This is a genomic window from Pseudomonas sp. B1-22 (assembly GCF_050474425.1).
In the GTDB taxonomy this organism is placed as follows: domain Bacteria; phylum Pseudomonadota; class Gammaproteobacteria; order Pseudomonadales; family Pseudomonadaceae; genus Pseudomonas.
Window position 1 is genome coordinate 561,851 of the sequence record NZ_JBCHVH010000002.1, and the last position, 26,512, is coordinate 588,362.

Consider the following 26,512-nt stretch of genomic DNA (forward strand, 5'->3'; position numbering starts at 1 on the left):
CGCCGTCCGTGTGACAACTGTTTCTCGGCACGGACTCGCTTTTCAGGGACAATGGCGGCCTTGAAATAACCGGCGAACCCAAATCGGTCCGCACGGTCGAATCGGCACCATTGTCAGGAGATGCCCATGCTGCGCCTCACCGCCCTCGCCCTCTGTCTCGTCCTCCCTGTCGCGCACGCGGCCTCGAAGAAGGACTACGAACTATCCAGCATGCTGGACAAGGTCGCCAAGGAAAGCAGCGAGGGCACCCCGCGCGCGATCAACGAGGACATCCTCGACCAGGGCTATACCGTCGAGGGCAACCAGCTGATCAACCACCTCAGCGTACGCGCCAGCCACGCCGAGCGCATGCGCGCCAACCCCGACAGCGTACGCAGCCAGCTGGGCGACAGCGTCTGCGCCAACACCGGCTATCGCCAGCTGCTGGCCAAGGGCGCGATCCTCACCTACAGCTTCACCGAGTACAAGACCAACGCCCCGGTCGCCACCGAGCGCTTCGATGCCGGCAGCTGCAAGATCAAGCTGCAGAAGTAACCGCGCCCCGTCATGCTCGACAAACTGCAGTTGCTGAAGATCGCGCGCACGCCGATGCCCTTCGGCAAGTACCAGGGACGCATGCTGGTAGACCTGCCGGAAGAGTACCTGCTGTGGTTCCACCGCAAGGGTGAGTTCCCCAAGGGTGAGCTGGGCCAGCTGATGCAGCTGACCCTGGAGCTGAAGATCGACGGCCTCGACGGCCTGATCAAACCGCTGAAACGCTGAACCCCGCGCAACCGTCCGCCGACGGTTGCGCGTCATGCCTCAGCGCAGCAACGCCGGATCGCCCTGCCCCGCCACTGCCGCCGCCTCCTCGGGCGTCAGCAATGCCGTGCGCGGCACGTCCATCAGGCGTGCACAGGCGACCAGCACATTGGCCCAGCAGGCGCGGTTGGCGAACAGCATGCCCGCCTCGTCGAGCGTGCCGCCCTGGTTGCGGTAACCCAGTACCGAAGTCTTCAGCGCGTTCGGCAGGATCGGCCAGAGATGCCCACGCGCCACTTCCGGGCGCATGTGGGTCAGCAATATCCGGCGCTCGCATTGGTCCGGGAACAGCCGGGCAGTCAGCGCCTCGTCGGCGACCGCCTGCAGTTCCCAGTTGTCGCGCGGCGCGCGGAAGCGGCCAGGCTCCTGCAGGTACACCAGCCGGTAGGGATAACCGGCCTCCTCCAGGCGCATCGCTGCGCGGCGCATCTCCGTCAGTTGATAGCTGCCGTTGGCGATCAGCAGCAGCGGATCGCCGCCCGGATGCTCCTCCAGCACCAGCGCGCCGTCACGGGCCAGTTGCTCGGCCTGGGCAGGACTGAACTCCGAGGGACGTTCGCGCTTGGGAATCACCATGCAGGCCAGTTGCCCACGGCTGCGGTAGATCTCCGGCAGCAGCGCCAGCGCGCTGTTGTGGTCGGCGGGGAAGACCACCCGCACCATGTCGCTCATCTCGCCGAGCAGCGCCTCGCAGAAGGTGGTGTCCTGGTGCGACTGCTGGTTCTTGCCGTTCTCCCAGGTGTGCGAAGTCGCCACCAGCGGCCAGCCGAGCCATCCGGCGGGGCGGCCGACTTCCTTCTGCTGGCGGGCGAAGATGAGCGTCTGGCGCACCGCACCCAGCATCTTCACGCAGAAGGCTTCATAGCTCGCCACCAGGTTGAGCCCGCCCTGGTTGGCCAGGCAGGCGGAGACCACCGCCTCCTCGTTGAGGGCGGTGATCACCCGTCCGTCGACTGCTTCCAGCTCACTCTCCGGCTCGCATACCCGATGCTTTAGCGCCTTGAGGACACCGCCCAGGCGATTGCTCGCCAGCTCGTCCGGGTTGCCGACGCGAGCGCGCAGGTCGGGGTTCGCCGCGCACAGGTCCACGTAGAAGCGGTCCAGGGCCGCCATCGGCGAGCAGAAATCGCTGCGGTAATGCAGTTCGGGGATCGACGGTTCGATGGGGCGGCGCACCGCCAGTGGGTTGTCCCGCTCCAGCCCCCGGCCCGCGCGCGAGGCGCTGAACAGCGCGCAGGCGTCACTCAGGGCGTGAGGCTCGACCCAGAGCGGCGCCACATGCTGGTTGAACAGTTCGCGCGCGTGCGCATCCTCGCTCGGGTTGCCCGGCAGCGGCAGGTTGTGTGCGGCATTGCTGCCGGCGCCATAGAAGCCGTAGCCCTTGACCGTTTCGGCGATGCCGTAGGGAATCGGCAGGGGATAGCGGAGGATGCCGCGGGCCATTTCCTCCACCCGGTGCTCCAGCCGCTGTTCCATTTCCCACAGGGCACAGACGAACGCCGCCGGGTCACGCCCGTCGAAGCTGAGGGGGTCGAAACCGCAACGGCGCAGGTGCTGCTTGAAGCCTTCGAGCCCCTCATGGGTGCCCAGGTCGGTGCGCTGTTCGATGCGCCGGCCGTTGGCGATCATCACCGGCAACGCCGCGCCGCAATCCTCGGCGCGCCACCAGCGGGGAATCCAGTCGCTGCCGCGCTGCTCCTCGGCGGCGCCGTCGGAGAGAAAGGCCACCAGGGTCTCGCCCGGCAACGGCATGTGCGCATACATCAGCTCGGCAAAACCGAGGTAGCCGCCTTCGGCGATACCGCCGGCGGTATGCGGATTGACATGGCTGCCAAGCGGCGCGGCCACCCTGCCGTCGGATGACTGGACATAGCTGTAGAAGTCCTGCACCAGCCGATTCAGCCCGGCCTCGCCCTGCCCGTAGGCGGCGGTCTGTTCCGCATGCAGATTGCCGGTCAGCACGTTCAGCGCATCGATCGCCGCCACGCAATGCCCCTGCCCCATCAGCCAGCCCCGCGTCTTGCCGCTCAAGGCATTGAGCGCCAGGTAGCCGGCGTAGGCCGGCACCATGTTCAACGCACCGCCGGTATGCCCCTCGGGCTGCGCCTTGAAGTCCCCGGCCTCGAGCGGCGCTCCGTCCAGGCGCACGCGGCGGGCATAGGTCATGTGCGCCACCAGCCAGAGGCCGGCGCAGGTGAGTTGGTCCAGCGCGCTGAACAGTCGGTAGACACTGGCCAGGTCCGGCTGGAGGCGGTACTGGACCAATTGATGAGCCATGCGGAAGACCGCCGCCTGGGTCTGCGGGCTATGCTGAAGCGGACCTCGGCCATGCAGCCATTGGGCATATGCCGGTTCGGCGGACGCATGGGCGGCAAGCTCTTCCGGGCTGGGCAGGATCTGGGACATGACGACTCTCCTGGGGTATGACAGGGAGTCTAGGTCGCCAGACCGAGGGGGCGCTGACATGTATCAACGCCCCGTCCGACCAATCGGGCAAGGCTGAAAGAAAATTCCGACCAGGAGGCGACATGGCGCTACTCACCTTCATCGGTGCGATCCAGGAAGTCACCGGTTCCTGCTACCTGCTGGAAACCCGTGATGGCGTACGCGTCTTGCTCGAATGCGGCATGCGCCAGGGACGCAGCCCGAGCAAAGGCACCCGCGACAACGAAGCGAGCAACCGCACGCCCTTCCCGTTCGACCCCAAGGCACTCGACGCGGTGGTGTTGTCCCATGCCCATCTCGACCACAGCGGCTTGCTGCCGCGCCTGGCAAAGGAAGGCTACAAGGGGCCGATCTATGCCACCGAATCCTGCTGCGACCTGCTGGAGCTGATGCTGATGGACTCGGCGCACATCCAGGAAAAGGACGCCGAGTGGGAGAACAAGTGGCGCGCCCGCCTCAACCGGCCGTCGGTCCAACCGCTGTACACCCTGGAGGACGCCTCCCGCGCGCTGAACCAGCGCCGGCCGGTCAGCTATGGCAGCACGGTCGAAGTGGCGCCGGGCATTCGCATCACCTTCCACAACGCCGGCCATATCCTCGGCTCGGCCATCGTCGAGATCGAGATCCACGAATTCGGCACGACCCGCCGCCTGGTGTTTTCCGGCGACCTGGGCAGTACCTGCTCGCCACTGATGCGCACGCCAACGCCGCTGACCCGCGCCGACGTGGTCTTGCTGGAGTCCACCTACGGCGACCGCGATCATCGCGACGCCAACGAGACGCTGCTGGAACTGGCCGGAATCCTGGCGCAGGCCCAGCGTGACGGCGGCAACGTGCTGATCCCGTCCTTCGCCGTCGGTCGCACCCAGGACCTCATCTACTATCTGGGCCGTTTCTACCAGGAAGGTCGCCTGCCGCAGCAGGTGGTCTACCTCGACAGCCCAATGGCCGCCCAGGCCAACCGCATCTACCTGCAGCACATCGGCGAAATCGCCGACGTCGACCGCGAATACATGCGCGGCACCGGCACGGCGAAGGTGGGCGAATGGCTGCCGATCCTGCGCACCACCCAGAGCGCCGAGGAGTCCATGGCGCTGAACCGCATCCAGAGCGGCGCGATCATCATCGCCGGCAGCGGCATGTGCACCGGCGGACGGATCGTCCACCACCTCAAGCACAACCTCTGGCGCGAGGAGTGCCATATCGTCTTCCCCGGCTTCCAGGCCAAGGGCACACTGGGCCGCGCCATCGTCGACGGCGCCGAGTCGGTGCGCATCCTGCGCCAGCGCATCGGTGTGAAAGCGCAGATCCACACCCTCGGCGGGTTCTCCGCGCATGCCGGACAATCGCAATTAATTCAGTGGGTTGGCCACTTCGAGCACAAACCCGAGCTATACCTGATACATGGCGAACGAGAAAAAATGGATGCGCTGCAGAAAGCACTCCACGAGCGCCTGAACTGGAACGCAAACATTCCGGAACCGGGGGACCGGATAGCGATCTGAAGTGGAGGTCTCACGGACTGTCACACCCCGCGTGTCAGACTGCACAGGCCTCCTGCATGAGACCTGTGCATGACGCACGCGATTTCCGTCCCGACGACACCTTGCGTGACAGGCCGCGGCGCATGGACAGGCCAACAGGGGTTGATGAACAAGGAGTATCAACATGCCCTATGAGCCCGACGACTACCTCTCCAGGCACTTCCAGACCAGCGGCACCGACCTGACGCAGAAGATCGAGGAGCTGGCCGAACTGGCCGCCCCCGGCAACAGCCAGAACCTGCCGCTCTACCGCGAGATGCTCACCACCGTAGCCCGCATGGCCCAGGCCGACCGCAACCGCTGGGACGCCAAGATCATGCTGCAGACCCTGCGCGAGATGGAGCATGCCTTCAGCACCCTGGAGCAGTTCAAGCGTCGCCGCAAAGTCACGGTATTCGGTTCGGCCCGCACACCGGTCGACCATCCCGTCTACACCCTGGCCCGCGAATTGGGCGAAACCCTGGCCCGCTACGACATGATGGTCATCACCGGCGCCGGTGGCGGCATCATGGCGGCGGCCCATGAAGGCGCCGGACTGGAAAACAGCCTCGGTTTCAACATCACCCTGCCCTTCGAGCAGCACGCCAACCGCATCGTGGACGGTACCAGCAACCTGCTGTCGTTCCACTTCTTCTTCCTGCGCAAGCTGTTCTTCGTCAAGGAAGCGGACGCCCTGGTGCTCTGCCCCGGCGGCTTCGGCACTCTCGACGAGGCGCTGGAAGTGCTCACCCTGATCCAGACCGGCAAGAGCCCGCTGGTCCCCGTGGTGCTGCTCGACCAGCCCGGCGGGCATTACTGGGATCACGCACTGGAATTCATCAAGGAACAACTGGAAGACAACGGCTATATCCTGCCCAGCGACATGAACCTGATGAAGCTGGTGCACTCGGCCGACGAGGCAGCGGAAGAGATCGCCCAGTTCTACAGCAACTTTCACTCCAGCCGCTGGCTCAAGGATCGCTTCGTGATCCGCCTGAACCACCCCCTGAGCACTCGCGCGCTGGAACTACTGGAGCAGGAGTTCGGCAGCCTCTGCGTGAGCGACGGCTTCCACCAGCAGCCCTACAGCGAATCGGAACTGGATGAGCCGGAGTTCTCCCACCTCACCCGCCTGGCCTTCGCCTTCAATGGACGCGACCAGGGGCGGCTGCGTGAACTGCTGAACTTCATCAACCAGCCGGAAAACTGGGCACGTTGATTCACAGCCCCAAAATGACGAAGGCACCCGAGTGGGTGCCTTCATCGTTTCAGTCGTCCGACCGTCGACCGCTCAAGAGTCGACTGATGGCTTCCATCGAGTATCCCCGATAGCTCAGGAACCGCCCCTGCTGGGCTCGCTCGCGGGCGTCCTGCGGCAGCCGGGCGAACTTGCGGCGCCAGACTTCGCGCAGGTTCTCGCTCCAGTCGACATCCGACTCGCTCAAGGCGCTGTCGATCTCGCCACGGGGCAGGCCGCGTTGCGAAAGCTCCTCGCGAATCCGCACCGGACCGTAACCGGCCCGCGCACGGCTGGCGATGTAGCTTTCCAGGTAGCGGCTTTCATTGAGCAGCCCCTCCTCGGCCAAACGGTCGAGGGCGGGGTCGATCAGTTCCTGCGCTGCACCGCGTTGCCGCAGCTTGCGCGAGAGCTCCGCCCGGCCATGCTCGCGTCGCGCCAGCAGGTCCATGGCGACCCGCCGCACCGCGACGGGGTTATCGAGCTCGACGGACATGGCTATCAGTAGTCGGCTTCAGCTTCCGCTTCGGCTTCCGCCGCCGCGAGCTCGGCCTTGGTCGGCGCCGGCTGATTGGTCAGCAGTTGCTCGCGGATGGCCTTGTCGAGGGTGTTGCAGATTTCGGTATTGTCTTCCAGGAACTTGGCGGCATTGGCCTTGCCCTGGCCGATCTTGTTGCCCTGGTAGCTGTACCAGGCGCCGGACTTCTCGATCAGGCCCAGTTGCACGCCCAGGTCGATGATCTCGCCGGTGCGGTAGATGCCGCGGCCGTACATGATCTGGAATTCAGCCTGACGGAAGGGCGGCGCGACCTTGTTCTTCACGACCTTGACGCGGGTTTCGCTGCCGACCACCTCGTCGCCTTCCTTCACCGCGCCGGTACGACGGATGTCGAGACGGACGGAGGAGTAGAACTTCAGCGCGTTACCGCCGGTGGTGGTTTCCGGGTTGCCGAACATCACGCCGATCTTCATACGGATCTGGTTGATGAAGATGACCAGGCAGTTGGCGTTCTTGATGTTGCCGGTGATCTTGCGCAGGGCCTGGGACATCAGGCGCGCCTGCAGGCCGACGTGCTGATCGCCCATCTCGCCTTCGATTTCGGCCTTGGGTACCAGGGCCGCCACGGAGTCGACGATGATCACGTCAACGGCGTTGGAGCGCACCAGCATGTCGGTGATTTCCAGGGCCTGTTCGCCGGTGTCCGGCTGGGAAACCAGCAGGTCGTCGACGTTGACGCCCAGCTTGCCGGCGTAGTCCGGGTCCAGCGCGTGTTCGGCGTCGACGAAGGCGCAGGTGGCGCCGGCCTTCTGGGCCTGGGCGATGACCGACAGGGTCAGGGTGGTCTTACCCGAGGATTCCGGACCGTAGATCTCGACGATACGGCCCTTCGGCAGGCCGCCGATGCCCAGGGCGATGTCCAGGCCCAGCGAGCCGGTGGAGATGGCCGGAATGGCCTGACGCTCATGGTCGCCCATGCGCATGACCGCGCCTTTGCCGAATTGGCGTTCGATCTGTCCCAGGGCCGCGGCCAGGGCGCGCTTCTTGTTCTCGTCCATTGAAGTCCTCGCGAAGTCAGGGGGCCGGACGGCCACGAACAACTGTATAAGTAGCCAGTATTATTCCACAGGGCAAGCCGCTCGCCTACCCCTGGAGCGGATTTTCCCCGTCCGCCAGTCGCAACAGCCCGGCCAGAGCGGTCGCCACGGTCTGCCGGCGCACAGCCTCCCGATCGCCGGCATACAAACGGCGTTCGCTGAACACTTGTTCGCCTTTCCGCCAGGCCAGCCAGACGGTGCCTACAGGCTTCTCGGCAGAACCGCCATCCGGACCGGCAACTCCGCTGACCGCCACGGCGATATCCGCACCGCTGCGCGGCAAGGCTCCGGCAACCATGGCTTCGACCACCTCGCGACTGACGGCGCCGACCTTGGGGAACAGCTCGGCCGGCACGTCCAGCTGGCGGGTTTTCTGCGCATTGGAGTAGGTGACGTAACCAGCCTCGAACCAGGCCGAGCTGCCGGGAATGCGCGTGATCGCCTCGGCGATCCCGCCGCCGGTGCAGGATTCGGCGGTGGTGACGCGCAGCTTGCTGGCGGCCAGCCGCTCACCCAGTCGGGCGGAGAGTTCAGTGATCGAAGAATCGGTGACGGGCACGGTGCGCTCCGGGGTTAAAGAAGGTCAGGCGGATACCGTACACTAGGCGCTTTTGCATGTTGAAGCCGGACAGCCAGAAGCCATGAGTCAGAGCGACCTCTCCGCCCACACACCGATGATGCAGCAGTACTGGAAGCTGAAGAACCAGCATCCGGATCAGTTGATGTTCTACCGCATGGGCGACTTCTACGAACTGTTCTATGAGGACGCCAAGAAGGCCGCCAAGCTGCTCGACATCACCCTGACCGCGCGCGGCCAGTCCGCCGGCAATTCCATTCCCATGGCCGGCATCCCCTTCCACTCCGCCGAAGGCTACCTGGCCAAGCTGGTGAAGCTGGGCGAATCGGTGGTGATCTGCGAGCAGATCGGCGACCCGGCCACCAGCAAGGGCCCGGTGGAGCGCCAGGTGGTGCGCATCCTGACTCCCGGCACCGTCAGCGACGAAGCGCTGCTGGACGAGCGCCGCGACAACCTGATCGCCGCCGTGCTGGGCGATGAACGGCTGTTCGGCCTGGCCGTGCTGGACATCACCAGCGGCCGCTTCAACGTCCAGGAAATCAAAGGCTGGGAAACCCTGCTGGCCGAACTGGAGCGGATGAACCCCGCCGAGCTGCTGATCCCCGACGACTGGCCCCAGGGCCTGCCGGCGGAGAAACGCCGTGGCGCGCACCGCCGCGCGCCCTGGGACTTCGATCGCGACTCGGCGAAAAAGAGCCTGTGCCAGCAATTCGGCGTGCAGGACCTCAAGGGCTTCGGCTGCCAGGAACTGACCCTAGCCATCGGCGCCGCCGGCTGCCTGCTGGCCTACGCCAAGGAAACCCAGCGCACCGCCCTGCCGCACCTGCGCAGCCTGCGCCATGAGCGCATCGACGATACGGTGATCCTCGACGGCGCCAGCCGCCGCAACCTGGAGCTGGACACCAATCTCGCCGGTGGCCGCGACAACACCCTGCAATCGGTGGTCGACCGCTGCCAGACCGCCATGGGCAGCCGCCTGCTGACCCGCTGGCTGAACCGCCCGCTGCGCGACCGCGCCGTGCTCGAAGCGCGTCAGGAGTCCATCGCCTGCCTGCTGGAGCGCTATCGCTTCGAGATCCTCCAGCCGCAGCTGAAGGAAATTGGCGACGTCGAGCGCATCCTGGCCCGTATCGGCCTGCGTAACGCCCGCCCCCGCGACCTCGCCCGCCTGCGCGATGCCCTGGCCGCCCTGCCCGAGCTGCAGAACGGCATGACCGAACTGGAAGCCCCGCACCTGGGTCAACTGGCGGTCAATATCCGCACCTACCCGGAACTGGCTGACCTTCTGGCCCGCGCCGTGATCGAGAATCCGCCGGCGGTGATCCGCGATGGTGGTGTGATTGCCCGTGGCTACGACGCCGAGCTGGATGAGCTACAGATGCTCAGCGAGAACGCCGGCCAGTACCTGATGGACCTGGAAACCCGGGAAAAGGCCCGCACCGGCCTGCCGAACCTGAAGGTCGGCTACAACCGTATCCACGGCTACTACATCGAACTGCCCCGCGTCCAGGCCGAGCAGGCGCCTGCAGACTATATCCGTCGGCAGACCCTGAAAGGCGCCGAGCGCTTCATCACTCCGGAGCTGAAGGCCTTCGAAGACAAGGCGCTGTCGGCCCAGAGCCGCGCCCTGGCCCGTGAGAAACAGCTTTACGAAGAACTGCTGGAACTGCTGATCGCCCAGTTGGCGCCGCTGCAGGACACCGCCGCTGCTCTGGCCGAACTGGATGTGCTGTCGAACCTTGCCGAACGCGCGTTGAACCTCGATCTGAACCGCCCGCGCTTCGTCGAGGAGTCGGGCATCCTGATCGAGCAGGGCCGCCACCCGGTGGTCGAGCAGGTTCTGGACACGCCGTTCGTCGCCAACGACCTGAACCTCGACCAGGACACCCGCATGCTGGTGATTACCGGCCCGAACATGGGCGGTAAATCGACCTATATGCGGCAAACGGCGCTGATCGTGCTGCTGGCGCACATCGGCAGCTTCGTTCCCGCGGCGCGCTGCGAGCTGTCGCTGGTGGACCGCATCTTCACTCGTATCGGCTCTTCCGACGACCTCGCTGGCGGCCGCTCCACCTTCATGGTGGAGATGAGCGAAACCGCGAACATCCTGCACAACGCCACTGACCGCAGCCTGGTGCTGATGGACGAAGTGGGCCGTGGCACCAGCACCTTCGATGGCCTGTCGCTTGCCTGGTCCGCCGCCGAGCATCTGGCCAGGCTGCGCGCCTTCACCCTGTTCGCGACCCACTATTTCGAGCTGACCGTACTGCCGGAAAGCGAACCGGCGGTGGCCAACGTGCACCTCAACGCCACCGAGCACAACGAGCGCATCGTCTTCCTGCACCACGTACTGCCCGGCCCGGCCAGCCAGAGTTACGGCCTGGCAGTTGCGCAACTGGCCGGGGTTCCGGGTGCGGTAATTCAGCGCGCCCGCGAACACCTGGCTCGTCTGGAAACCACCAGCCTGCCCCACGAAGCCCCGCGCTCGAATGACCCGAAAAGCCCGACGCCGCTGCAGAGCGACCTGTTCGCCAGCCTGCCGCACCCGGTTGTCGACGAGCTGATGCGCATCAGTCCCGACGACCTGACACCGCGCCAAGCTCTCGATTTGTTATATGCATGGAAGATGCGAGTCTGACGGACCGTGAAACAAGCTGCTAGAATCGCGCGCGCTTTGCCGCCCGCCTGAGGAGAGAATTAGAAAATGACCTTCGTCGTCACCGACAACTGCATCAAGTGCAAATACACCGACTGCGTGGAAGTCTGCCCGGTCGACTGCTTCTACGAAGGCCCGAACTTCCTGGTCATTCACCCGGACGAGTGCATCGACTGCGCCCTGTGTGAACCGGAGTGCCCGGCCCAGGCGATCTTCTCCGAGGACGAGGTCCCGGATGGCATGCAGGAATTCATCGAGCTGAACAAGGATCTGGCCGACGTCTGGCCGAACATCACCGAGAAGAAGGATTCGCTGCCGGACGCCGAAGAGTGGGATGGCAAGCCGAACAAGCTGCAACACCTGGAGCGTTGATCTCAGCAATCTGCAGAAACATGAAGGCCCGCCTCGCGCGGGCCTTTTGCTTTCAGCTGCAGCACTTTTCTGCGGGCAAAAAAAAGGGGCGGGATAACCCGCCCACTCTTTCTTCCTTTCTTCATCATCCTGATGAATCGCATCCTGCGATGTCCTGACCGGTATCCTTACCGGGTGCGCCTTTCCGTGTACGCAGGAGTGATATTACTCGGCTCCCGCAGCGCAGCAACCGGGGCAGTTTGCCCCAAGAGCCCGCCGCTCACGCTGACAAAGAACAATAAAATCCTTATAAAATAATAAGATAAAAAATTAAGAAGCCCTGGCGAGCAGTATTTCAAGCTGAATGCTCACACGTCTTGTAAGCGGATGCTTACATCACGACGCATAAAAAAGCCCGGAATTCTCCGGGCTTTTTCGTGGTCGACCTTGGTTATCGGATCGAGGCGTTACTGGAACAGGGCATCGCTGGAGAGACCGTTCTTCTCGAGGATCTCACGCAGACGCTTGAGGGCCTCGACCTGGATCTGGCGAACCCGCTCGCGGGTCAGGCCGATTTCCTGCCCAACCTCTTCCAGGGTGCTGCTTTCATGCCCGCGCAGGCCGAAGCGGCGAATCACCACTTCCCGCTGCTTATCGGTCAGCTCCGACAACCACAGGTCGATGCTCTCGCTCAGATCGTCATCCTGCAGCAACTCGCAGGGATCGGTGGGCCGATCGTCCGTGAGCGTGTCGAGCAGCGTCTTGTCGGAATCCGGGCCGAGCGAGACGTCCACGGAGGTCACCCGCTCGTTGAGACCGAGCATGCGCTTGACCTCGTCCACCGGCTTCTCGAGCAGGTTGGCGATTTCCTCGGGAGAAGGCTCGTGGTCCAGCTTCTGGGTCAGCTCGCGAGCCGCCCGCAGGTAGACGTTGAGTTCCTTGACCACATGGATCGGCAGGCGAATGGTGCGGGTCTGGTTCATGATGGCCCGTTCGATGGTCTGTCGAATCCACCAGGTCGCATAGGTGGAGAAGCGGAAGCCACGCTCCGGATCGAACTTTTCCACCGCCCGGATCAGCCCGAGGTTGCCCTCTTCGATCAGATCGAGCAGCGAGAGGCCACGATTGACGTAGCGCCGCGCGATCTTCACCACCAGACGCAGGTTACTCTCGATCATCCTCCGCCGGCCGGCCGGATCGCCCCTCTGCGCAAGACGCGCGAAGTGGACTTCTTCTTCCGGGGTCAGCAGCGGCGAAAAGCCGATTTCATTCAGATACAGCTGGGTCGCATCGAGCGCCCGGGTGTAGTCGATGTGCTTGTGTTGCTTGAGAGAGGAGAGTGGAGAGGCTTTGGGAGTGACTTGAAGCGATACCTGCTCTTCGGCAAGCGACTCTTCAAAGATGATGCCGGGCTCGAGAAGGAGCACTTCATCATCGACGTCAAACTCCGGCCCTTCTTTTTTGAGTGCCATGTCGTTATCCCTTGCTGAGTTCGACAACAAGCCCCGGTGCGTCCTTATCCTTAGGACACCGAGGCCCGCTCACCCACGCAGGGGAACAGCAAACGTCAACGATTTGGCAGGTATTGCAGAGGATCGACAGGTTTACCCTGGCGGCGAATCTCAAAGTGCAGCTTCACCCGGTCAGTCCCTGTGGAGCCCATCTCGGCAATGTTCTGCCCGACTTTGACCTGTTGCCCTTCCCGCACCAGCAACCTGCGGTTGTGACCGTAGGCGCTTACGTAGGTATCGCTGTGCTTGATGATCACGAGTTCGCCGTAGCCCCGCAAACCACTACCGGCGTACACCACCGTGCCATTAGACGCAGCCAAGACAGGCTGGCCCAATTGCCCGGCTATATCAATCCCTTTATTCAAACTGCCGTTTGATGCAAAACGCCCAATCAGCGTGCCATTGGTTGGCCATATCCAGCCACTTACACCACCGCCCGAGGGTGCCGGAGTTGGGCTGCTGGCGCTGGCCTGCGACGAGGGCGCTGTAGCGGAAGAAGTCGGTTTACTGGCACTGGACGTATCGGAAGCCGGTTTATTGACAACCACCGGGGCGACAGGCGCGGTAGTTTTGGCGACAGACGGTTGTGTCGCAGACGGGCCGCCATCGAAACGAATCGTTTGTCCGGGCCGGATGGTGTAAGGCGCGTCGATCTTGTTGCGTGCGGCCAGGGCTTTCCAGTCCCAGCCATAGCGGAAGGCAATGGAGTACAGGGTGTCGCCGCGACGTACCACGTACTGGCCGCTGGTCACCGCCGGTTTGCGCGCGGACGCGCCGCCGTCGACCACGGTGGTGCCGCTGCGAGATGAGGTAGAACAGGCCGCCAGCAGAGAGCAAACGGCAATGGCCAGCACAGCGTGGCCCAGGCCCTTGATCCAGTTCCGTTGTCGCAGGGTCGCTGTCAAGCTCACCCATCCCCCTTATCCATGAAATTACGTCCAGCCTGTCGGCCAGTATTGTATCCGCTGTCGCTGCGCGCGTTTCAGCCCAGCGGGCCGTTGAGCAGCGGAACGAAACGCACGGAGTCCAGCACCTGGCGCTGGAAACCCTCTTCGGTGCGGACGATCAGCAGCAGCTGCTGAACCTCGCCGGCCCCTACCGGAATCACTAGGCGCCCGCCAGGGGCCAGCTGGTCCAGCAGGGCTTGCGGAACTTCTGCCGCCGCCGCGGTAACGATGATGCCGTTGTAAGGCGCCAGCGCCGACCAGCCTTCCCAGCCATCGCCCCAACGAAAGACAACATTTCGCAGGTTTAGCTCCGCAAGTCGCTCTTTGGCACGATCCTGCAGCGCCTGGATGCGCTCGACCGAGAACACCCGTTCGACCAGCTGCGACAGCACGGCAGTCTGGTAACCGGAGCCAGTGCCGATCTCCAGCACCTTGTCGAGGGGGCCGGCAGCCAGCAACAGCTCGGTCATCCGCGCCACCATGAAGGGCTGCGAGATGGTCTGGTTATGCCCGATGGGCAGTGCCGTGTCCTCGTAGGCGCGATGCGACAGCGCCTCGTCGACGAACAGATGACGCGGCGTGCGGCGAATCACTTCGAGCACATGGGCGTTGGACAGGCCTTCCTCGTACAAGCGCTGGATCAGCCGCTCGCGGGTGCGCTGGGAGGTCATCCCAATCCCGCCGCGGCGAGACATTTCATTGGCCATGGTCGAGCCCTCCGATCCAATCGCCAAGGATATTGAACGCCTCGCGGAAGGTCCGGTCCATCTGCAGCGGGGTGATGGATACGTAGCCCTGCATCACCGCATGGAAATCAGTGCCCTCCCCGCCATCCTCGGCATCGCCGGCGGCGGCGATCCAGTAGCCTTCCTTGCCGCGCGGATTGACCACCTTCACCGGCGCGGCGGCGCGGGCGCGATGGCCCAGGCGGGTCATCTGGATGCCTTTGATGCGCTCCAACGGCAGGTTGGGGATGTTCACGTTGAGCACGGTGCGCGGCGGCAGATCGAGCTTTTCGTGGGACTCCACCAGCAGGCGGGCGAAGTGCATCGCGGCAGGCAGGTTGTCCGTCAGGCGCGAGCACAGCGAAAAGGCGAACGCCGGGCGGGACAGGAAACGCCCTTCCAGGGCAGCTGCCACGGTGCCCGAATAGAGCACGTCGTCCCCCAGGTTGGCGCCCAGGTTGATACCCGACACGACCATGTCCGGCAGCTCGTCCAGCAGGCCGTTGAGGCCCAGGTGCACGCAGTCGGTCGGAGTGCCGTTGAGGCTGATGAAGCCATTGCCCAGTCGATGGGGATGCAGCGGCCGGTCCAGCGTCAGCGAGCTGCTCGCTCCGCTACGGTCGGCTTCCGGGGCGATCACGACGCAGTCCGCATGATCGGACAGCGCGTCGTAAAGCGCGGCGATACCGGGTGCAGTCACCCCGTCGTCGTTGGCAATCAATATGCGCATGGGTTTTCCGTCTGCCCTGCCGGCACGAGTTCGATCAGCTCGCGCACGACCGCGGTGGCGAAGCAGCCAGCCGGCAGGACGAATTCCAGTTGCAGAATGTCAGGGGCGGGATAATGCCATGCCAGGCCCGGGATGGGGAGGCGCAGAATGCGCCGTTCGTGCGCCAGGTCCGCACCGGCAAGCCACTGGCAAAGCGCCATCTCCGCCTGCTGCACGCTGCGCTCGATGTCGCCGGGCGCACCGCAGGCCGGAGAATCGCCCTCGCCCCACATCGGCCCGGTGGGATGCAGGTCCAGCGCGGCGAGGCGCGGATCGGTGCATTCCGCCTCGCCCGCCGGGAAGAAGCTGCGACTGTCGGTGAACGCCAGCAGATCGCCGACCTGGGCCTGGTTCCAGCTTCCTTGTGCCACGCGCCGCGCCAGCACCTGGTTGAACAGGTAACTGCGTGCGGCCGAGAGCAGGCGCGAGCGGATATTGCGGTGATCCGGCAATTTGCCGCGCTCGGCGAAGGCCCGCGCGTCGAAGACGTTGCCACCGTCATGGCCGAAGCGCTGCGTGCCGAAGTAGTTGGGCACGCCCATCGCCGCGACGGCCTTCAGCCGCGCATCCAATTGCTCGCGGTCCGCCTGCAGCTCGGTCAGGCGCAGGGTGAAGCCATTGGCGGAATGCGCGCCGCGCTGCAGTTTACGGCGATGGCGGTTGCGTTCGAGGATGCGCAGGCTGTCGTCTTCGGCGGCGGACAGGTCCGGGTCGGCCTTGCCCGGCAGGTGCAGGCTGAACCACTGGCGGGTCAGTGCCTGGCGGTCCTTGAGGCCGGCGTAGCTGATCATCTTCACCGGCACGCCGGCGGCACGGGCCAGGCGGCGCGCCGCCTCTTCGGTGTTCAGGCCGCGCTTTTCCACCCACAGCCACAGGTGTTCGCCGTCACCCGCCAGCGGAATGTCCAGCACTTCGTCGACCTGGAAGTCCTCAGCCACGGCCTTCAACACGCCGCGCCCGCAAGGCTCTCCGTGGGCGCGCGGCCCCAGCAGATCCAGCTCGGTCATGCGCGGCTCAGCAGGGCGACAGCGTGTACCGCGATGCCCTCTTCGCGGCCGGTGAAGCCGAGTTTCTCGGTGGTGGTGGCCTTGACGTTGACCTGGTCGAGCCCGACCTTCAGGTCGGCGGCGATGGTCTCGCGCATGGTCTGGATATGCGGCGCCATCTTCGGTGCCTGGGCGATGATGGTGGTGTCGACGTTTTCCACTTTCCAGCCCTTGGCCTCGACCAGCCCCAGCACGTGGCGCAGCAGCGCGCGGCTGTCGGCGCCCTTGAATTGCGGGTCGGTGTCGGGGAAATGCTTGCCGATATCGCCCAGCGCACAGGCGCCCAGCAGCGCATCGGAAAGGGCATGCAGCAGCACGTCGCCGTCGGAATGGGCGATCAGCCCGAACTTGTGGGGAATGCGCACGCCGCCGAGGGTGATGAAGTCGCCCTCGCCGAAGCGGTGCACGTCGTAGCCATGTCCGATACGCATGAAAAAACGCCCTGTTGAAGTCAGGGCGTTGATTCTACCGGATCACTGCCCCAAGGGGGTCAGCCACAGAGCGCCGCAGCATGGTGGCGCAGGTGATCCTCGATGAAGCTCGCAATGAAGTAGTAGCTATGGTCATAGCCCGGCTGCAGGCGCAGCTCCAGCGGGTGACCGGTAGCTGCTGCCGCTTCGCGCAGGGCTTCGGGCTTGAGCTGGACGGCCAGGAAGTCATCGCGGTCGCCCTGATCCACGAGGATCGGCAGGCGCTCGCTGGCATTGGCCAGCAACTCCACCGCGTCCCACTCGCGCCACGCAGCCGGGTCCTCGCCGAGGAAACGTCCCAGCGCCTTCTGCCCCCAGGGGCAATCGCTCGGGTGGGTGATGGGCGCGAACGCCGACAGCGACAGGTAGCGCCCCGGATTGCGCAGCGCACAGACCAGCGCGCCGTGGCCGCCCATGGAGTGGCCGGTGATGCCGCGCCGCTGGGAGACCGGGAAGTTCGCCTCGATCAGCGCCGGCAGCTCCTGCACCACATAGTCGTGCATGCGGTAATGGCGCGACCAGGGCTCCTGATTCGCGTTGACGTAGAAGCCGGCGCCGAGACCGAAATCCCAGGCGCCATCCGGGTCGCCCGGCACCTCGGGGCCGCGCGGACTGGTATCCGGCGCGACTATCACCAAGCCCAGTTCGGCCGCCATGCGCTGGGCGCCGGCCTTCTGCATGAAGTTCTCGTCGGTGCAGGTCAGGCCGGACAACCAGTACAGCACCGGCAGGCCCGCCTCGGGCTCGGCCTGGGGCGGCAGGTAGACCGCGAAGACCATGTCGCAGCCGAGGGTTTCGGAACGGTGGCGATAGCGCTGGTGCCAGCCGCCAAAACTCTTCTGGCTGCTGATGAGTTCGATGGAATCCGCCATGGAAACCTCCTCCTGTGAAGCCGGGCGCTCGCGCGCCCGGCACTTCGATCAGTAATGGATGACGGAACGGATGCTCTTGCCTTCGTGCATCAGGTCGAAAGCCTCGTTGATCTTCTCCAGGCCCATGGTGTGGGTGATGAAGGTATCCAGCGGGATTTCGCCCTTCTGCGCCTTCTCCACGTAGCTCGGCAGCTCGGTGCGGCCTTTTACGCCACCGAAGGCGGAACCGCGCCAGACGCGGCCGGTGACCAGCTGGAACGGACGGGTGCTGATTTCCTGGCCGGCACCGGCGACGCCGATGATGGTGGATTCGCCCCAGCCCTTGTGGCAGCACTCCAGCGCCGCGCGCATCAGTTGCACATTGCCGACGCACTCGAAGGAATAGTCCACACCACCGTCGGTCATTTCGACGATGACGTCCTGGATCGGCTTCTGGTGGTCCTTCGGATTGACGAAGTCGGTGGCGCCCAGTTCCTTGGCGATATCGAACTTGGACGGGTTGATGTCGATGGCAATGATGCGCGAGGCCTTGGCCATCTTCGCGCCGATGATCGCCGCCAGGCCGATGCCGCCCAGGCCGAAGATGGCAACGGTGGCGCCCTCTTCCACCTTGGCGGTGTTCAGCACCGCGCCGATGCCAGTGGTCACGCCGCAGCCGAGCAGGCAGACCTTCTCCAGCGGTGCCTCTTCGGGGATCTTGGCCAGGGAGATTTCCGGCAGCACGGTGTACTCGGAGAAGGTCGAGCAGCCCATGTAGTGGAAGATCGGCTCGCCCTTGTAGGAGAAGCGACTGGTGCCGTCAGGCATCAGGCCCTTGCCCTGGGTGGCACGCACGGCCTGGCAGAGGTTGGTCTTGCCGGATTTGCAGAATTTGCACTCACGGCATTCGGCGGTGTACAGCGGGATCACGTGGTCGCCCACTTTCAGCGAGGTCACGCCCTCGCCCACCGCCTCGACGATGCCACCGCCTTCGTGGCCGAGGATGCAGGGGAACACGCCCTCGGAATCCTGGCCGGACAGGGTGTAGGCATCGGTATGGCAGACACCGGTGGCGACGATGCGTACCAGCACTTCGCCTTTCTGCGGCGGCGCCACATCGACTTCGACGATTTCCAACGGCTGGTTGGGAGCGAAGGCGACGGCGGCACGGGACTTGATCATCTGGAAACTCCTGAACGAAGGAAAACGACAACGCCCGCCTGGGCGGACGGGTTCGGCGCTCTGCGCCGGGAAACCGGGACGGGACCGGGCCACGTCGGGGAATGCTCAGGGCGGCTCGCAGAAAGTGCACCCTAAAGCCTTCGAAGTGTAGAAAACCCCGTTTCAGGGAATAATCAGGCAATAATCAAAACATTATTGCCATACAGGGACAATCCAGATGCACCGCTGGGAAGGACTGGACGAATTCGTCGCCGTCGCCGAAACCGGCCAATTCACCGCCGCCGCCGAGCGCCTGGGCGTGTCGTCGTCCCATGTCAGCCGCCAGGTGGCGCGGCTGGAAGAGCGCCTGCAGACCCGCCTGCTCTATCGCAACACCCGCAAGGTGACGCTGAGCGAGGCCGGGCAGACCTTCCTGCAGCATTGCCGGCGCCTGCAGGATGCCCGTGAGGAAGCGCTGCGCGCGGTCAGCGATCTGTCCGCCGAACCCAAGGGCCTGCTGCGCATGACCTGCGCGGTAGCCTACGGTGAGCGCTTCGTGGTGCCGCTGGTGAATGAGTTCATGGCGCACTTCCCTCAGTTGCGGGTGGAGATCGAACTCTCCAACCGCCAGCTCGACCTGCTCCATGAAGGCTTCGACCTGGCGATTCGCCTCGGCCGCCTGAGCGACTCGCGGCTGGTGGCGACGCGCCTGGCGCCACGGGTGATGTACCTCTGCGCCACCCCGGAATACCTGGCGCGCCACGGCTCGCCGCAAAGCCTGGCGGAGCTGGCGCAGCACAATTGCCTGGTGGGCAGCAGCGACCAGTGGAGCTTCCTGGAAGACGGCCGCGAAACCCAGCACCGGGTGCAGGGCAACTGGCGCTGCAACAGCGGCCAGGCGGTGCTCGATGCCGTGCTGCGCGGGTTCGGTCTGTGCCAGCTGCCGGACTATTACGTGCTGGAACATCTGCGCAGCGGGCGCCTGGTGTCCCTGCTGGAGGCCCACCAGCCGCCGAACACTGGGGTCTGGGCACTTTATCCACAGCAGCGGCACCTGTCGCCCAAGGTGCGACAACTGGTGGATCACCTCAAGGAAGGCCTGCAGCACCTTCAGCCGTCTCCGTTGCCCTGAAGCATGCACCGGGAAATCGTGTTGGCTAAAATGCGCGGTTTCCCACCCAATGCTTCAAGGACGACGCGATGTCAGCCCTATCTTCCTTCCGCGAGCGCTATCTGCTGCGCTTCTGGTCCCCCCTTCCGACCCTGGTCGCCCTGGGCGTCATTTCGGCCTACTACTTCGCCATGACCGGCACCTTCTGGGCGGTCACCGGCGAGTTCACCCGCTGGGGCGGCCACGTGCTGTCCTGGTTCGGCCAGCAGCCGCAGGAGTGGAGCTACTTCAAGATCATCGGCCTGCAGGGCACGCCGCTGGATCGCATCAATGGCGTGATGATCATCGGCATGTTCCTTGGCGCGTTGGTCTGTGCGCTCTGGGCCGGCAACGTCAGCCTGCGCTGGCCGACCAGCAAGCGTCGCCTGCTGCAGGGTCTGATCGGCGGGGTGATCGCCGGCTTCGGCGCGCGCCTGGCCATGGGCTGCAACCTGGCGGCCTTCTTCACCGGCATCCCGATGTTCTCGGTACACGCCTGGGCCTTCATGTTCTCCACCGTGATCGGTGCCTGGTTCGGGGTGAAGATCAGCCTGCTGCCCTTCCTGCGTATTCCGTTGAAGGTCGGCGGCAAGGCGGCGGCCCTGCCGAGCGCCGAGGCCCTGGCACGCCGCGCCAGGTTGCAATGGCGCCTGGGCATGGGTGTGCTGGCGATTGCCGCGCTGTTCGCCGCCTGGCGTTTCGAAGTCTCGCTGGTGCTGGGCATGGCCTGCCTGTTCGGCCTGCTGTTCGGCGGCCTGATCGAGCGCGCGCAGATCTGCTTCACCAGCGCCGCCCGCGATCTCTGGACCACCGGCCGGACCCAGGCCGCGCTGGGTATCCTGCTGGGCATGGCGGCCGCCTGTGTCGGCACCTTCGCGGCGATCCACAACGGCCTGCCGCCGAAGATCTTCTGGATGGGCCCGAACGCCGTGATCGGCGGCGTACTGTTCGGTATCGGCATCGTGCTGGCCGGCGGTTGCGAGACCGGCTGGATGTACCGCTCGATGGAAGGCCAGGTGCACTTCTGGGTGGTCGGCATCGGCAACGTGATCGGCGGCACCCTGGTCGCGGTGTACTGGGACCAGCTCGGAACCAGCCTCGCCCTGCCCTATCCGAAACTCAACCTGCTGCAGGAGTTCGGTCCCGGCGGCGGCCTGCTGATCACCTTCGCCGGCCTGGCCCTGTGCATGCTGCTGGTGCAGCTCAACGCGCAACGCTTCACTCGCAAACGGAAAACCACCAATGCCCGACACCAAGACGCCAACGCTGTCGCTTGATCTGCGCGGCGAACACTGCCCGTACAACGCCATCGCCACCCTGGAGACCCTGGAAACGCTCAAGCCGGGAGATCTGTTGGAGGTGATCACCGATTGTTCGCAGTCGGTGCATGGTATTCCGGAAGACACGAAGCGCCATGGCTATCATTGCCTGGCGGTGGAACAGCATGGTGCGTTGTTCCGCTTTCTGATCGAGGTGCCGCTGCTGGGCTGATGGGATTTTCGTAGGAGCGGACTTTGTCCGCGATGGTCTCCGGCGCGATGCGAGTCAATCGCGGACAAAGTCCGCTCCTACGCAGCCTCGAACATCAGACTCACCCTGCAGGAGCGGGCCGTGCCCGCAATCGCGCGCATGGCGCGCTCCTACAGGGAGATTCCGAAGGCTTTAGTGCTTGGCGAAATTGCGCTGCAGGCGCTGCAGGTCTTCCGGGGTGGTAACCTTGATATTGTCCACACGCCCTTCCACCATGCGCGGCTTGTAGCCCGCCCATTCCATGGCAGAAGCCTCGTCGGTGATGGCCGCATCGGCCACCAGTGCATCGGCCAGCGCGCGATGCAGCGCGCCGAGGCGGAACATCTGCGGGGTGTAGGCCTGCCAGACCACGCTGCGGTCGATGGTTTCCAGCACACGGCCATCGGCGCCGACGCGCTTGAGCGTGTCCCGCGCGGGCACGCCGAGCAGTCCCCCCACGGCGTCGAATTCCAACTCGTCCAGCAGGCGATCCAGATCGGCGCGCGCCAGATTGGGCCGGGCAGCGTCGTGCACCAGCACCCAGTCATCGATGCCGGCGCCCAGTTCGGTCAGACGCAGCAGGCCGTTGAGCACGGAATCGGCGCGCTCGCGGCCCCCTTCGGCACGCTGGATCAGCTCATTGGAAGCGCTCGGCAGCGTCGGCCACCAGGGATCGTCGGCGGCCAGACACACCACCAGGCCCTTCAGCCGCGGATGGCCGAGGAAACAGTCAAGGGTGCGTTCGAGAATGCTGCGACCGGCGAGGTCGAGGTATTGCTTGGGGCGGTCGGCGCGCATTCGCGAACCGATGCCGGCGGCCGGGATGACGGCCCAGAAGGCGGGAGTGGTCATTGCGCGAGCTGGTAGAGGGTTTCCTTGTCCTTGACCATGCCGAGTTCGTGGCGCGCACGCTCCTCGACGGTCTCGGTGCCTTTCTTGAGCTCGGCGACTTCCGCCTCGAGGATGCGGTTACGCTCGAGCAGGCGCTCGTTCTCGCCCTGCTGGTCGGCGATCTGCTTCTGCAGGTCGCGCACCTGCGCCAGGCTGCCATCGCCTACCCACAGGCGATACTGCAGGCCGGCCAGCGCCAGGATCAGCACGACGAACAGCCAGTAAGGGCTACGTAACCTCAAACCATCAGCTCCATATGCAAAGGGGTGGCTCCTGCCACCCCTTCACCGTACCAGACTCAGATCAGCCGCGGAATTCCGCGCGACCACGGTACGGCGCCTTGGCGCCCAGTTGCTCTTCGATGCGCAGCAGCTGGTTGTACTTGGAAACGCGGTCGGAGCGGCACAGGGAGCCGGTCTTGATCTGACCAGCGGCAGTGCCGACGGCCAGGTCAGCGATGGTGCTGTCCTCGGTTTCGCCCGAACGGTGCGAGATCACCGCGGTGAAGCCGGCGGCCTTGGCCATCTGGATGGCTTCCAGGGTCTCGGTCAGCGAGCCGATCTGGTTGAACTTGATCAGGATCGAGTTGCCGATCTTCTCTTCGATGCCGCGCTTCAAGATCTTGGTGTTGGTCACGAACAGGTCGTCACCGACCAGCTGCACCTTCTCGCCGATCTTGTCGGTCAGGACCTTCCAGCCAGCCCAGTCGGACTCGTCCATGCCGTCTTCGATGGAGATGATCGGGTAGCGCTGGGTCAGGCCGGCCAGGTAGTCGGCGAAACCTTCGGCGCTGAACACCTTGCCTTCGCCTTCCAGGTCGTACTGGCCGTCCTTGAAGAACTCGGAGGAGGCGCAGTCCAGGGCCAGGGTGACGTCTTCGCCCAGCTTGTAGCCGGCGTTGGCGACGGCTTCGGCGATGGCGGCCAGGGCGTCTTCGTTGGAAGCCAGGTTCGGCGCGAAGCCACCTTCGTCACCCACGGCGGTGTTCAGGCCACGGGCCTTCAGCACAGCCTTGAGGTGGTGGAAGATCTCGGCGCCCATGCGCAGCGCGTCGGCGAAGTTCTTGGCGCCAACCGGCTGGACCATGAACTCCTGGATGTCGACGTTGTTATCGGCGTGCTCGCCGCCGTTGATGATGTTCATCATCGGGACCGGCATGGAGTACTGGCCCGGGGTGCCGTTCAGGTCGGCGATGTGCACGTACAGCGGCACGCCCTTGGCCTGGGCAGCAGCCTTGGCGGCAGCCAGGGACACGGCCAGGATGGCGTTGGCGCCCAGCTTGCCTTTGTTCTCGGTACCGTCGAGCTCGATCATCGCGCGGTCCAGACCTTTCTGGTCAGCCGCGTCCTTGCCCAGCAGCAGGTCGCGGATCGGGCCGTTGATGTTGGCCACGGCCTTCAGCACGCCCTTGCCCAGGTAACGGCTCTTGTCGCCATCGCGCAGTTCGAGAGCCTCACGGGAACCGGTGGAAGCACCGGACGGGGCGCAGGCGCTGCCGACGATGCCGTTGTCCAGGATCACGTCCGCTTCAACAGTCGGGTTGCCGCGGGAGTCCAGGACCTCACGGCCCTTGATGTCGACGATCTTTGCCATTCTTGATAACACTCCGAAGATAGAGATAAACGGGGCGGCTGGTGAGACGTTCAGAACCTGCTCGATTCCGCTCAAGGCAGTATCGAGCGGATTCTCAGGCAGTCTCGATGGTGGGGAAACTCTTGACCAGGTCGTCCAGCTGCTTGAGCTGGGACAGGAAAGGCTCGAGCTTGTTCAAGCGCAGGGCGCACGGTCCGTCGCATTTCGCCTGCTCGGGCTCCGGATGGGCCTCCAGGAACAGGCCGGCCAGGCCCTGGCTCATGCCGGCCTTGGCCAGGTCGGTGACCTGGGCACGGCGGCCGCCGGCGGAATCGGCGCGACCACCCGGCATCTGCAGGGCATGGGTCACGTCGAAGAACACCGGGTACTCGAACTGCTTCATGATGCCGAAGCCGAGCATGTCCACCACCAGGTTGTTGTACCCGAAGGAGGAGCCACGCTCGCAGAGGATCAGCTGGTCGTTACCCGCCTCCTCGCACTTGCGCAGGATGTGCTTCATCTCCTGCGGCGCGAGGAACTGGGCTTTCTTGATGTTGATCACCGCGTTGGTCTTGGCCATGGCCACGACCAGGTCGGTCTGCCGGGACAGGAAGGCCGGCAGCTGGATGATGTCGCAGACCTCAGCCACCGGAGCGGCCTGATAAGGCTCGTGCACGTCGGTGATGACCGGCACCTTGAAGGTCTTCTTGATCTCTTCGAAGATCTTCAGCCCCTCTTCCATGCCCGGACCACGGAACGAAGTGATCGAGGAACGGTTGGCCTTGTCGAAGCTGGCCTTGAACACGTAGGGGATGCCGAGCTTCTCGGTCACCTTCACGTACTCTTCGCAGACCTGCATCGCCATATCGCGCGACTCCAGCACGTTCATGCCGCCGAACAGCACGAACGGCAGGTCGTTGCCGATCTGGATATCACCGACGCGGATGATCTTCTGGGTCATGCTCAGGCCTTCCCGGCTTGCTTCAGGGCGGCGTTGACGAAGCCGCTGAACAGCGGGTGGCCATCACGCGGGGTGGAAGTGAATTCCGGGTGGAACTGGCAGGCCACGAACCACGGATGGTCCGGAGCTTCCACGACTTCCACCAGCGCGCCGTCGCCGGAGCGGCCGGAAATCTTCAGGCCGGCGGCTTCCAGTTGCGGACGCAGGTTGTTGTTCACTTCATAGCGGTGGCGGTGACGCTCGACGATCACGTCCTTGCCGTAGCAGTCATGCACCAGGGTGCCGGCGGACAGCAGGCACTCCTGGGCGCCCAGGCGCATGGTGCCGCCCAGGTCGGAAGCCTCGGTGCGCACTTCGGTGGCGCCGGTGGCGTCCTGCCATTCGGTGATCAGGCCGACGACCGGGTGGCCGCTGGACTTGTCGAACTCGGTGGAGTTGGCATCGGTCCAGCCCAGCACGTTGCGGGCGTATTCGATGACAGCCACCTGCATGCCCAGGCAGATGCCCAGGTAAGGAACCTTGTTTTCGCGGGCGTACTGCACGGCGGTGATCTTGCCTTCCACGCCGCGCAGGCCGAAGCCGCCCGGAACCAGGATGGCGTCAGCGCCTTCGAGCAGGCTGGTGCCCTGCTGCTCGATGTCCTCGGAGTCGATGTAGCGCAGGTTGACCTTGGTGCGGCTCTGGATGCCGGCGTGGGTCATGGCTTCGATCAGCGACTTGTAGGCGTCGAGCAGTTCCATGTACTTGCCGACCATGGCGATGGTGACTTCACGCTCGGGGTTGAGCTTGGCGTCGACCACGCGGTCCCACTCGGACAGATCGGCCGGGCCGCACTCCAGGCCGAAGCGCTCGACGACCAGGTCATCGACGCCCTGGGCGTGCAGTACGGACGGAATGCGGTAGATGGTGTCGACGTCTTCCAGCGAGATGACCGCGCGCTCTTCCACGTTGGTGAAGAGGGCGATCTTGCGGCGGGAGGACACGTCCACCGGATGGTCGGAGCGGCAGACCAGGATGTCCGGCTGCAGGCCGATGGAGCGCAGCTCCTTGACCGAGTGCTGGGTCGGCTTGGTCTTGGTCTCGCCGGCGGTGGCGATGTACGGGACCAGAGTCAGGTGCATCAGCATGGCACGGCGCGAGCCGATCTCCACGCGCAGCTGGCGGATGGCCTCGAGGAAGGGTTGCGACTCGATGTCACCGACGGTGCCGCCGACTTCAACCAGGGCCACGTCGGCATCGCCAGCGCCCTTGATGATGCGACGCTTGATCTCGTCGGTGATGTGCGGGATCACCTGCACGGTGGCGCCCAGATAATCACCGCGGCGCTCCTTGCGGAGCACGTCCATGTAGACGCGGCCGGTGGTGAAGTTGTTGTTCTGGGTCATCGTAGTGCGAACGAAACGCTCGTAGTGGCCCAGGTCGAGGTCGGTCTCGGCACCGTCGTGGGTGACGAACACCTCACCGTGCTGGAACGGGCTCATGGTGCCCGGATCGACGTTGATGTAGGGGTCCAGCTTGAGCATCGTGATCTTCAAGCCACGCGCTTCCAGAATGGCAGCCAAGGAAGCCGAGGCGATGCCTTTCCCCAATGAAGAAACAACACCACCCGTGACGAAGATGTAGCGCGTCATGAAAAGCCCTGAATGTCAGCGTTTAGGCGGCTCGGCCGCCGGGGAAGCGAAGGTGTCGGACCGGAGTCCGGCTCACGACTTCGTCGTGATCAATAGCGAACTCCCGCTGATTCCAGGGGAATCGGCAGGAGC

General features: G+C 64.6%; 26 protein-coding genes. 9 read left to right on the forward strand and 17 right to left on the reverse strand.

Annotated elements, in window-relative coordinates:
* The first annotated feature begins 126 nt into the window (after positions 1-126).
* Entirely contained in the window at positions 127-534 is a 408-nt protein-coding gene (locus ACQ5BL_RS09460; RefSeq protein ID WP_207885405.1) for a quorum-sensing-regulated virulence factor family protein, read from the forward strand.
* 12 nt (positions 535-546) lie between these two features.
* Positions 547-762, forward strand: a complete 216-nt coding sequence (locus ACQ5BL_RS09465; protein ID WP_152224960.1) for a DUF3820 family protein — start codon at positions 547-549, stop codon at positions 760-762.
* Between the two features lie 39 nt (positions 763-801).
* Here ACQ5BL_RS09465 and ACQ5BL_RS09470 read toward each other — a convergent pair whose 3' ends face one another.
* The gene (locus ACQ5BL_RS09470; RefSeq protein WP_243808771.1) at positions 802-3,207 is read right to left on the reverse strand and encodes a xylulose 5-phosphate 3-epimerase; all 2,406 of its coding nucleotides are present in this window, start codon (positions 3,205-3,207) and stop codon (positions 802-804) included.
* A gap of 122 nt (positions 3,208-3,329) precedes the next feature.
* On the opposite strand from ACQ5BL_RS09470, the gene ACQ5BL_RS09475 reads away from it, so the two are divergent.
* Positions 3,330-4,751, forward strand: coding sequence for an MBL fold metallo-hydrolase RNA specificity domain-containing protein (locus tag ACQ5BL_RS09475; protein WP_243808770.1), 1,422 nt, complete (start codon positions 3,330-3,332; stop codon positions 4,749-4,751).
* A 163-nt stretch (positions 4,752-4,914) separates the two neighbouring features.
* Positions 4,915-5,988 carry an LOG family protein gene (locus tag ACQ5BL_RS09480; RefSeq protein ID WP_243808769.1) on the forward strand — a complete coding sequence of 358 codons (1,074 nt, stop codon included), beginning with the start codon at positions 4,915-4,917 and terminating at the stop codon, positions 5,986-5,988.
* Positions 5,989-6,037: 49 nt separating this feature from the next.
* Here the strand turns inward: ACQ5BL_RS09480 and recX are convergent, their stop codons facing one another.
* The 3 genes from recX to ACQ5BL_RS09495 form a co-directional block, all read right to left on the reverse strand.
* The gene (gene recX, locus ACQ5BL_RS09485) at positions 6,038-6,502 is read right to left on the reverse strand and encodes a recombination regulator RecX (protein ID WP_243808768.1); all 465 of its coding nucleotides are present in this window, start codon (positions 6,500-6,502) and stop codon (positions 6,038-6,040) included.
* Between the two features lie 5 nt (positions 6,503-6,507).
* Positions 6,508-7,563: a recombinase RecA gene (gene recA / locus ACQ5BL_RS09490; protein ID WP_152224972.1), complete on the reverse strand. Its 1,056-nt coding sequence runs from the start codon at positions 7,561-7,563 to the stop codon at positions 6,508-6,510.
* A gap of 85 nt (positions 7,564-7,648) precedes the next feature.
* Complete coding sequence (locus ACQ5BL_RS09495; protein WP_243808767.1) at positions 7,649-8,161, reverse strand: CinA family protein; 513 nt, start codon at positions 8,159-8,161, stop codon at positions 7,649-7,651.
* Between the two features lie 82 nt (positions 8,162-8,243).
* Between ACQ5BL_RS09495 and mutS the strand changes: the two genes are divergently transcribed.
* Positions 8,244-10,817 (forward strand): DNA mismatch repair protein MutS, encoded by a 2,574-nt coding sequence (gene mutS / locus ACQ5BL_RS09500; protein ID WP_243808766.1) that lies wholly within the window; start codon positions 8,244-8,246, stop codon positions 10,815-10,817.
* Positions 10,818-10,883: 66 nt separating this feature from the next.
* Positions 10,884-11,207: a ferredoxin FdxA gene (gene fdxA / locus ACQ5BL_RS09505; protein ID WP_207885413.1), complete on the forward strand. Its 324-nt coding sequence runs from the start codon at positions 10,884-10,886 to the stop codon at positions 11,205-11,207.
* A 446-nt stretch (positions 11,208-11,653) separates the two neighbouring features.
* On the opposite strand, the gene rpoS is transcribed toward fdxA, so the two are convergent.
* The 8 genes from rpoS to ACQ5BL_RS09545 form a co-directional block, all read right to left on the reverse strand.
* Positions 11,654-12,658, reverse strand: a complete 1,005-nt coding sequence (rpoS, locus tag ACQ5BL_RS09510; RefSeq protein WP_207885492.1) for an RNA polymerase sigma factor RpoS — start codon at positions 12,656-12,658, stop codon at positions 11,654-11,656.
* A 95-nt stretch (positions 12,659-12,753) separates the two neighbouring features.
* Positions 12,754-13,572, reverse strand: a complete 819-nt coding sequence (locus ACQ5BL_RS09515; RefSeq protein WP_430293135.1) for a peptidoglycan DD-metalloendopeptidase family protein — start codon at positions 13,570-13,572, stop codon at positions 12,754-12,756.
* 107 nt (positions 13,573-13,679) lie between these two features.
* Positions 13,680-14,315, reverse strand: a complete 636-nt coding sequence (locus tag ACQ5BL_RS09520; RefSeq protein WP_207885415.1) for a protein-L-isoaspartate(D-aspartate) O-methyltransferase — start codon at positions 14,313-14,315, stop codon at positions 13,680-13,682.
* A 25-nt stretch (positions 14,316-14,340) separates the two neighbouring features.
* Positions 14,341-15,099: a 5'/3'-nucleotidase SurE gene (surE, locus tag ACQ5BL_RS09525; RefSeq protein ID WP_207885416.1), complete on the reverse strand. Its 759-nt coding sequence runs from the start codon at positions 15,097-15,099 to the stop codon at positions 14,341-14,343.
* On the reverse strand, positions 15,087-16,145 hold the full coding sequence (gene truD, locus ACQ5BL_RS09530) for a tRNA pseudouridine(13) synthase TruD (RefSeq protein WP_243808765.1): 1,059 nt from the start codon (positions 16,143-16,145) through the stop codon (positions 15,087-15,089). The genes surE and truD overlap by 13 nt, the downstream gene beginning before the upstream one ends.
* A complete protein-coding gene (gene ispF, locus ACQ5BL_RS09535) occupies positions 16,142-16,615 on the reverse strand; it encodes a 2-C-methyl-D-erythritol 2,4-cyclodiphosphate synthase (RefSeq protein ID WP_243808764.1) in 474 nt (157 codons plus the stop codon). Before ispF ends, truD begins: the two co-directional genes overlap by 4 nt.
* 59 nt (positions 16,616-16,674) lie before the next feature.
* On the reverse strand, positions 16,675-17,526 hold the full coding sequence (fghA, locus tag ACQ5BL_RS09540) for an S-formylglutathione hydrolase (RefSeq protein ID WP_243808763.1): 852 nt from the start codon (positions 17,524-17,526) through the stop codon (positions 16,675-16,677).
* A gap of 48 nt (positions 17,527-17,574) precedes the next feature.
* Complete coding sequence (locus ACQ5BL_RS09545; protein WP_243808762.1) at positions 17,575-18,687, reverse strand: S-(hydroxymethyl)glutathione dehydrogenase/class III alcohol dehydrogenase; 1,113 nt, start codon at positions 18,685-18,687, stop codon at positions 17,575-17,577.
* Positions 18,688-18,904: 217 nt separating this feature from the next.
* Between ACQ5BL_RS09545 and ACQ5BL_RS09550 the strand changes: the two genes are divergently transcribed.
* From ACQ5BL_RS09550 to yedF, 3 genes are all read left to right on the forward strand, one after another.
* Positions 18,905-19,798, forward strand: coding sequence for a LysR substrate-binding domain-containing protein (locus tag ACQ5BL_RS09550; RefSeq protein WP_243808761.1), 894 nt, complete (start codon positions 18,905-18,907; stop codon positions 19,796-19,798).
* 68 nt (positions 19,799-19,866) lie between these two features.
* Positions 19,867-21,093: a selenium metabolism membrane protein YedE/FdhT gene (gene yedE / locus ACQ5BL_RS09555; RefSeq protein WP_243808760.1), complete on the forward strand. Its 1,227-nt coding sequence runs from the start codon at positions 19,867-19,869 to the stop codon at positions 21,091-21,093.
* Positions 21,059-21,307 carry a sulfurtransferase-like selenium metabolism protein YedF gene (gene yedF, locus ACQ5BL_RS09560; RefSeq protein WP_081517905.1) on the forward strand — a complete coding sequence of 83 codons (249 nt, stop codon included), beginning with the start codon at positions 21,059-21,061 and terminating at the stop codon, positions 21,305-21,307. The genes yedE and yedF overlap by 35 nt, the downstream gene beginning before the upstream one ends.
* A 171-nt stretch (positions 21,308-21,478) precedes the next feature.
* Here the strand turns inward: yedF and ispD are convergent, their stop codons facing one another.
* The 5 genes from ispD to ACQ5BL_RS09585 form a co-directional block, all read right to left on the reverse strand.
* Positions 21,479-22,177, reverse strand: coding sequence for a 2-C-methyl-D-erythritol 4-phosphate cytidylyltransferase (gene ispD, locus ACQ5BL_RS09565; RefSeq protein WP_207885424.1), 699 nt, complete (start codon positions 22,175-22,177; stop codon positions 21,479-21,481).
* The gene (gene ftsB / locus ACQ5BL_RS09570; RefSeq protein WP_017521200.1) at positions 22,174-22,458 is read right to left on the reverse strand and encodes a cell division protein FtsB; all 285 of its coding nucleotides are present in this window, start codon (positions 22,456-22,458) and stop codon (positions 22,174-22,176) included. The genes ispD and ftsB overlap by 4 nt, the downstream gene beginning before the upstream one ends.
* Before the next feature lie 61 nt (positions 22,459-22,519).
* Positions 22,520-23,809 (reverse strand): phosphopyruvate hydratase, encoded by a 1,290-nt coding sequence (gene eno / locus ACQ5BL_RS09575; RefSeq protein ID WP_243808759.1) that lies wholly within the window; start codon positions 23,807-23,809, stop codon positions 22,520-22,522.
* Between the two features lie 94 nt (positions 23,810-23,903).
* The gene (kdsA, locus tag ACQ5BL_RS09580; RefSeq protein WP_243808758.1) at positions 23,904-24,749 is read right to left on the reverse strand and encodes a 3-deoxy-8-phosphooctulonate synthase; all 846 of its coding nucleotides are present in this window, start codon (positions 24,747-24,749) and stop codon (positions 23,904-23,906) included.
* A 2-nt stretch (positions 24,750-24,751) separates the two neighbouring features.
* The gene (locus tag ACQ5BL_RS09585) at positions 24,752-26,380 is read right to left on the reverse strand and encodes a CTP synthase (protein WP_207885427.1); all 1,629 of its coding nucleotides are present in this window, start codon (positions 26,378-26,380) and stop codon (positions 24,752-24,754) included.
* Positions 26,381-26,512: the final 132 nt, after the last annotated feature.

Bases quoted from the DNA above. Each gene is read 5' to 3' on its own strand.
- ACQ5BL_RS09550 (WP_243808761.1), top strand. From the start codon at position 18,905: ATGCACCGCTGGGAAGGACTGGACGAATTCGTCGCCGTCGCCGAAACC.
- surE (WP_207885416.1), bottom strand. From the start codon at position 15,099: ATGCGCATATTGATTGCCAACGACGACGGGGTGACTGCACCCGGTATC.
- ACQ5BL_RS09545 (WP_243808762.1), bottom strand. From the start codon at position 18,687: ATGATCAAGTCCCGTGCCGCCGTCGCCTTCGCTCCCAACCAGCCGTTG.
- yedE (WP_243808760.1), top strand. From the start codon at position 19,867: ATGTCAGCCCTATCTTCCTTCCGCGAGCGCTATCTGCTGCGCTTCTGG.
- kdsA (WP_243808758.1), bottom strand. From the start codon at position 24,749: ATGACCCAGAAGATCATCCGCGTCGGTGATATCCAGATCGGCAACGAC.
- ACQ5BL_RS09475 (WP_243808770.1), top strand. From the start codon at position 3,330: ATGGCGCTACTCACCTTCATCGGTGCGATCCAGGAAGTCACCGGTTCC.
- ACQ5BL_RS09480 (WP_243808769.1), top strand. From the start codon at position 4,915: ATGCCCTATGAGCCCGACGACTACCTCTCCAGGCACTTCCAGACCAGC.
- yedF (WP_081517905.1), top strand. From the start codon at position 21,059: ATGCCCGACACCAAGACGCCAACGCTGTCGCTTGATCTGCGCGGCGAA.
- fghA (WP_243808763.1), bottom strand. From the start codon at position 17,526: ATGGCGGATTCCATCGAACTCATCAGCAGCCAGAAGAGTTTTGGCGGC.
- ACQ5BL_RS09585 (WP_207885427.1), bottom strand. From the start codon at position 26,380: ATGACGCGCTACATCTTCGTCACGGGTGGTGTTGTTTCTTCATTGGGG.
- fdxA (WP_207885413.1), top strand. From the start codon at position 10,884: ATGACCTTCGTCGTCACCGACAACTGCATCAAGTGCAAATACACCGAC.
- recX (WP_243808768.1), bottom strand. From the start codon at position 6,502: ATGTCCGTCGAGCTCGATAACCCCGTCGCGGTGCGGCGGGTCGCCATG.
- rpoS (WP_207885492.1), bottom strand. From the start codon at position 12,658: ATGGCACTCAAAAAAGAAGGGCCGGAGTTTGACGTCGATGATGAAGTG.
- ACQ5BL_RS09520 (WP_207885415.1), bottom strand. From the start codon at position 14,315: ATGACCTCCCAGCGCACCCGCGAGCGGCTGATCCAGCGCTTGTACGAG.
- eno (WP_243808759.1), bottom strand. From the start codon at position 23,809: ATGGCAAAGATCGTCGACATCAAGGGCCGTGAGGTCCTGGACTCCCGC.
- truD (WP_243808765.1), bottom strand. From the start codon at position 16,145: ATGACCGAGCTGGATCTGCTGGGGCCGCGCGCCCACGGAGAGCCTTGC.
- ACQ5BL_RS09465 (WP_152224960.1), top strand. From the start codon at position 547: ATGCTCGACAAACTGCAGTTGCTGAAGATCGCGCGCACGCCGATGCCC.
- mutS (WP_243808766.1), top strand. From the start codon at position 8,244: ATGAGTCAGAGCGACCTCTCCGCCCACACACCGATGATGCAGCAGTAC.
- ACQ5BL_RS09470 (WP_243808771.1), bottom strand. From the start codon at position 3,207: ATGTCCCAGATCCTGCCCAGCCCGGAAGAGCTTGCCGCCCATGCGTCC.
- recA (WP_152224972.1), bottom strand. From the start codon at position 7,563: ATGGACGAGAACAAGAAGCGCGCCCTGGCCGCGGCCCTGGGACAGATC.
- ACQ5BL_RS09460 (WP_207885405.1), top strand. From the start codon at position 127: ATGCTGCGCCTCACCGCCCTCGCCCTCTGTCTCGTCCTCCCTGTCGCG.
- ispD (WP_207885424.1), bottom strand. From the start codon at position 22,177: ATGACCACTCCCGCCTTCTGGGCCGTCATCCCGGCCGCCGGCATCGGT.
- ispF (WP_243808764.1), bottom strand. From the start codon at position 16,615: ATGCGTATCGGACATGGCTACGACGTGCACCGCTTCGGCGAGGGCGAC.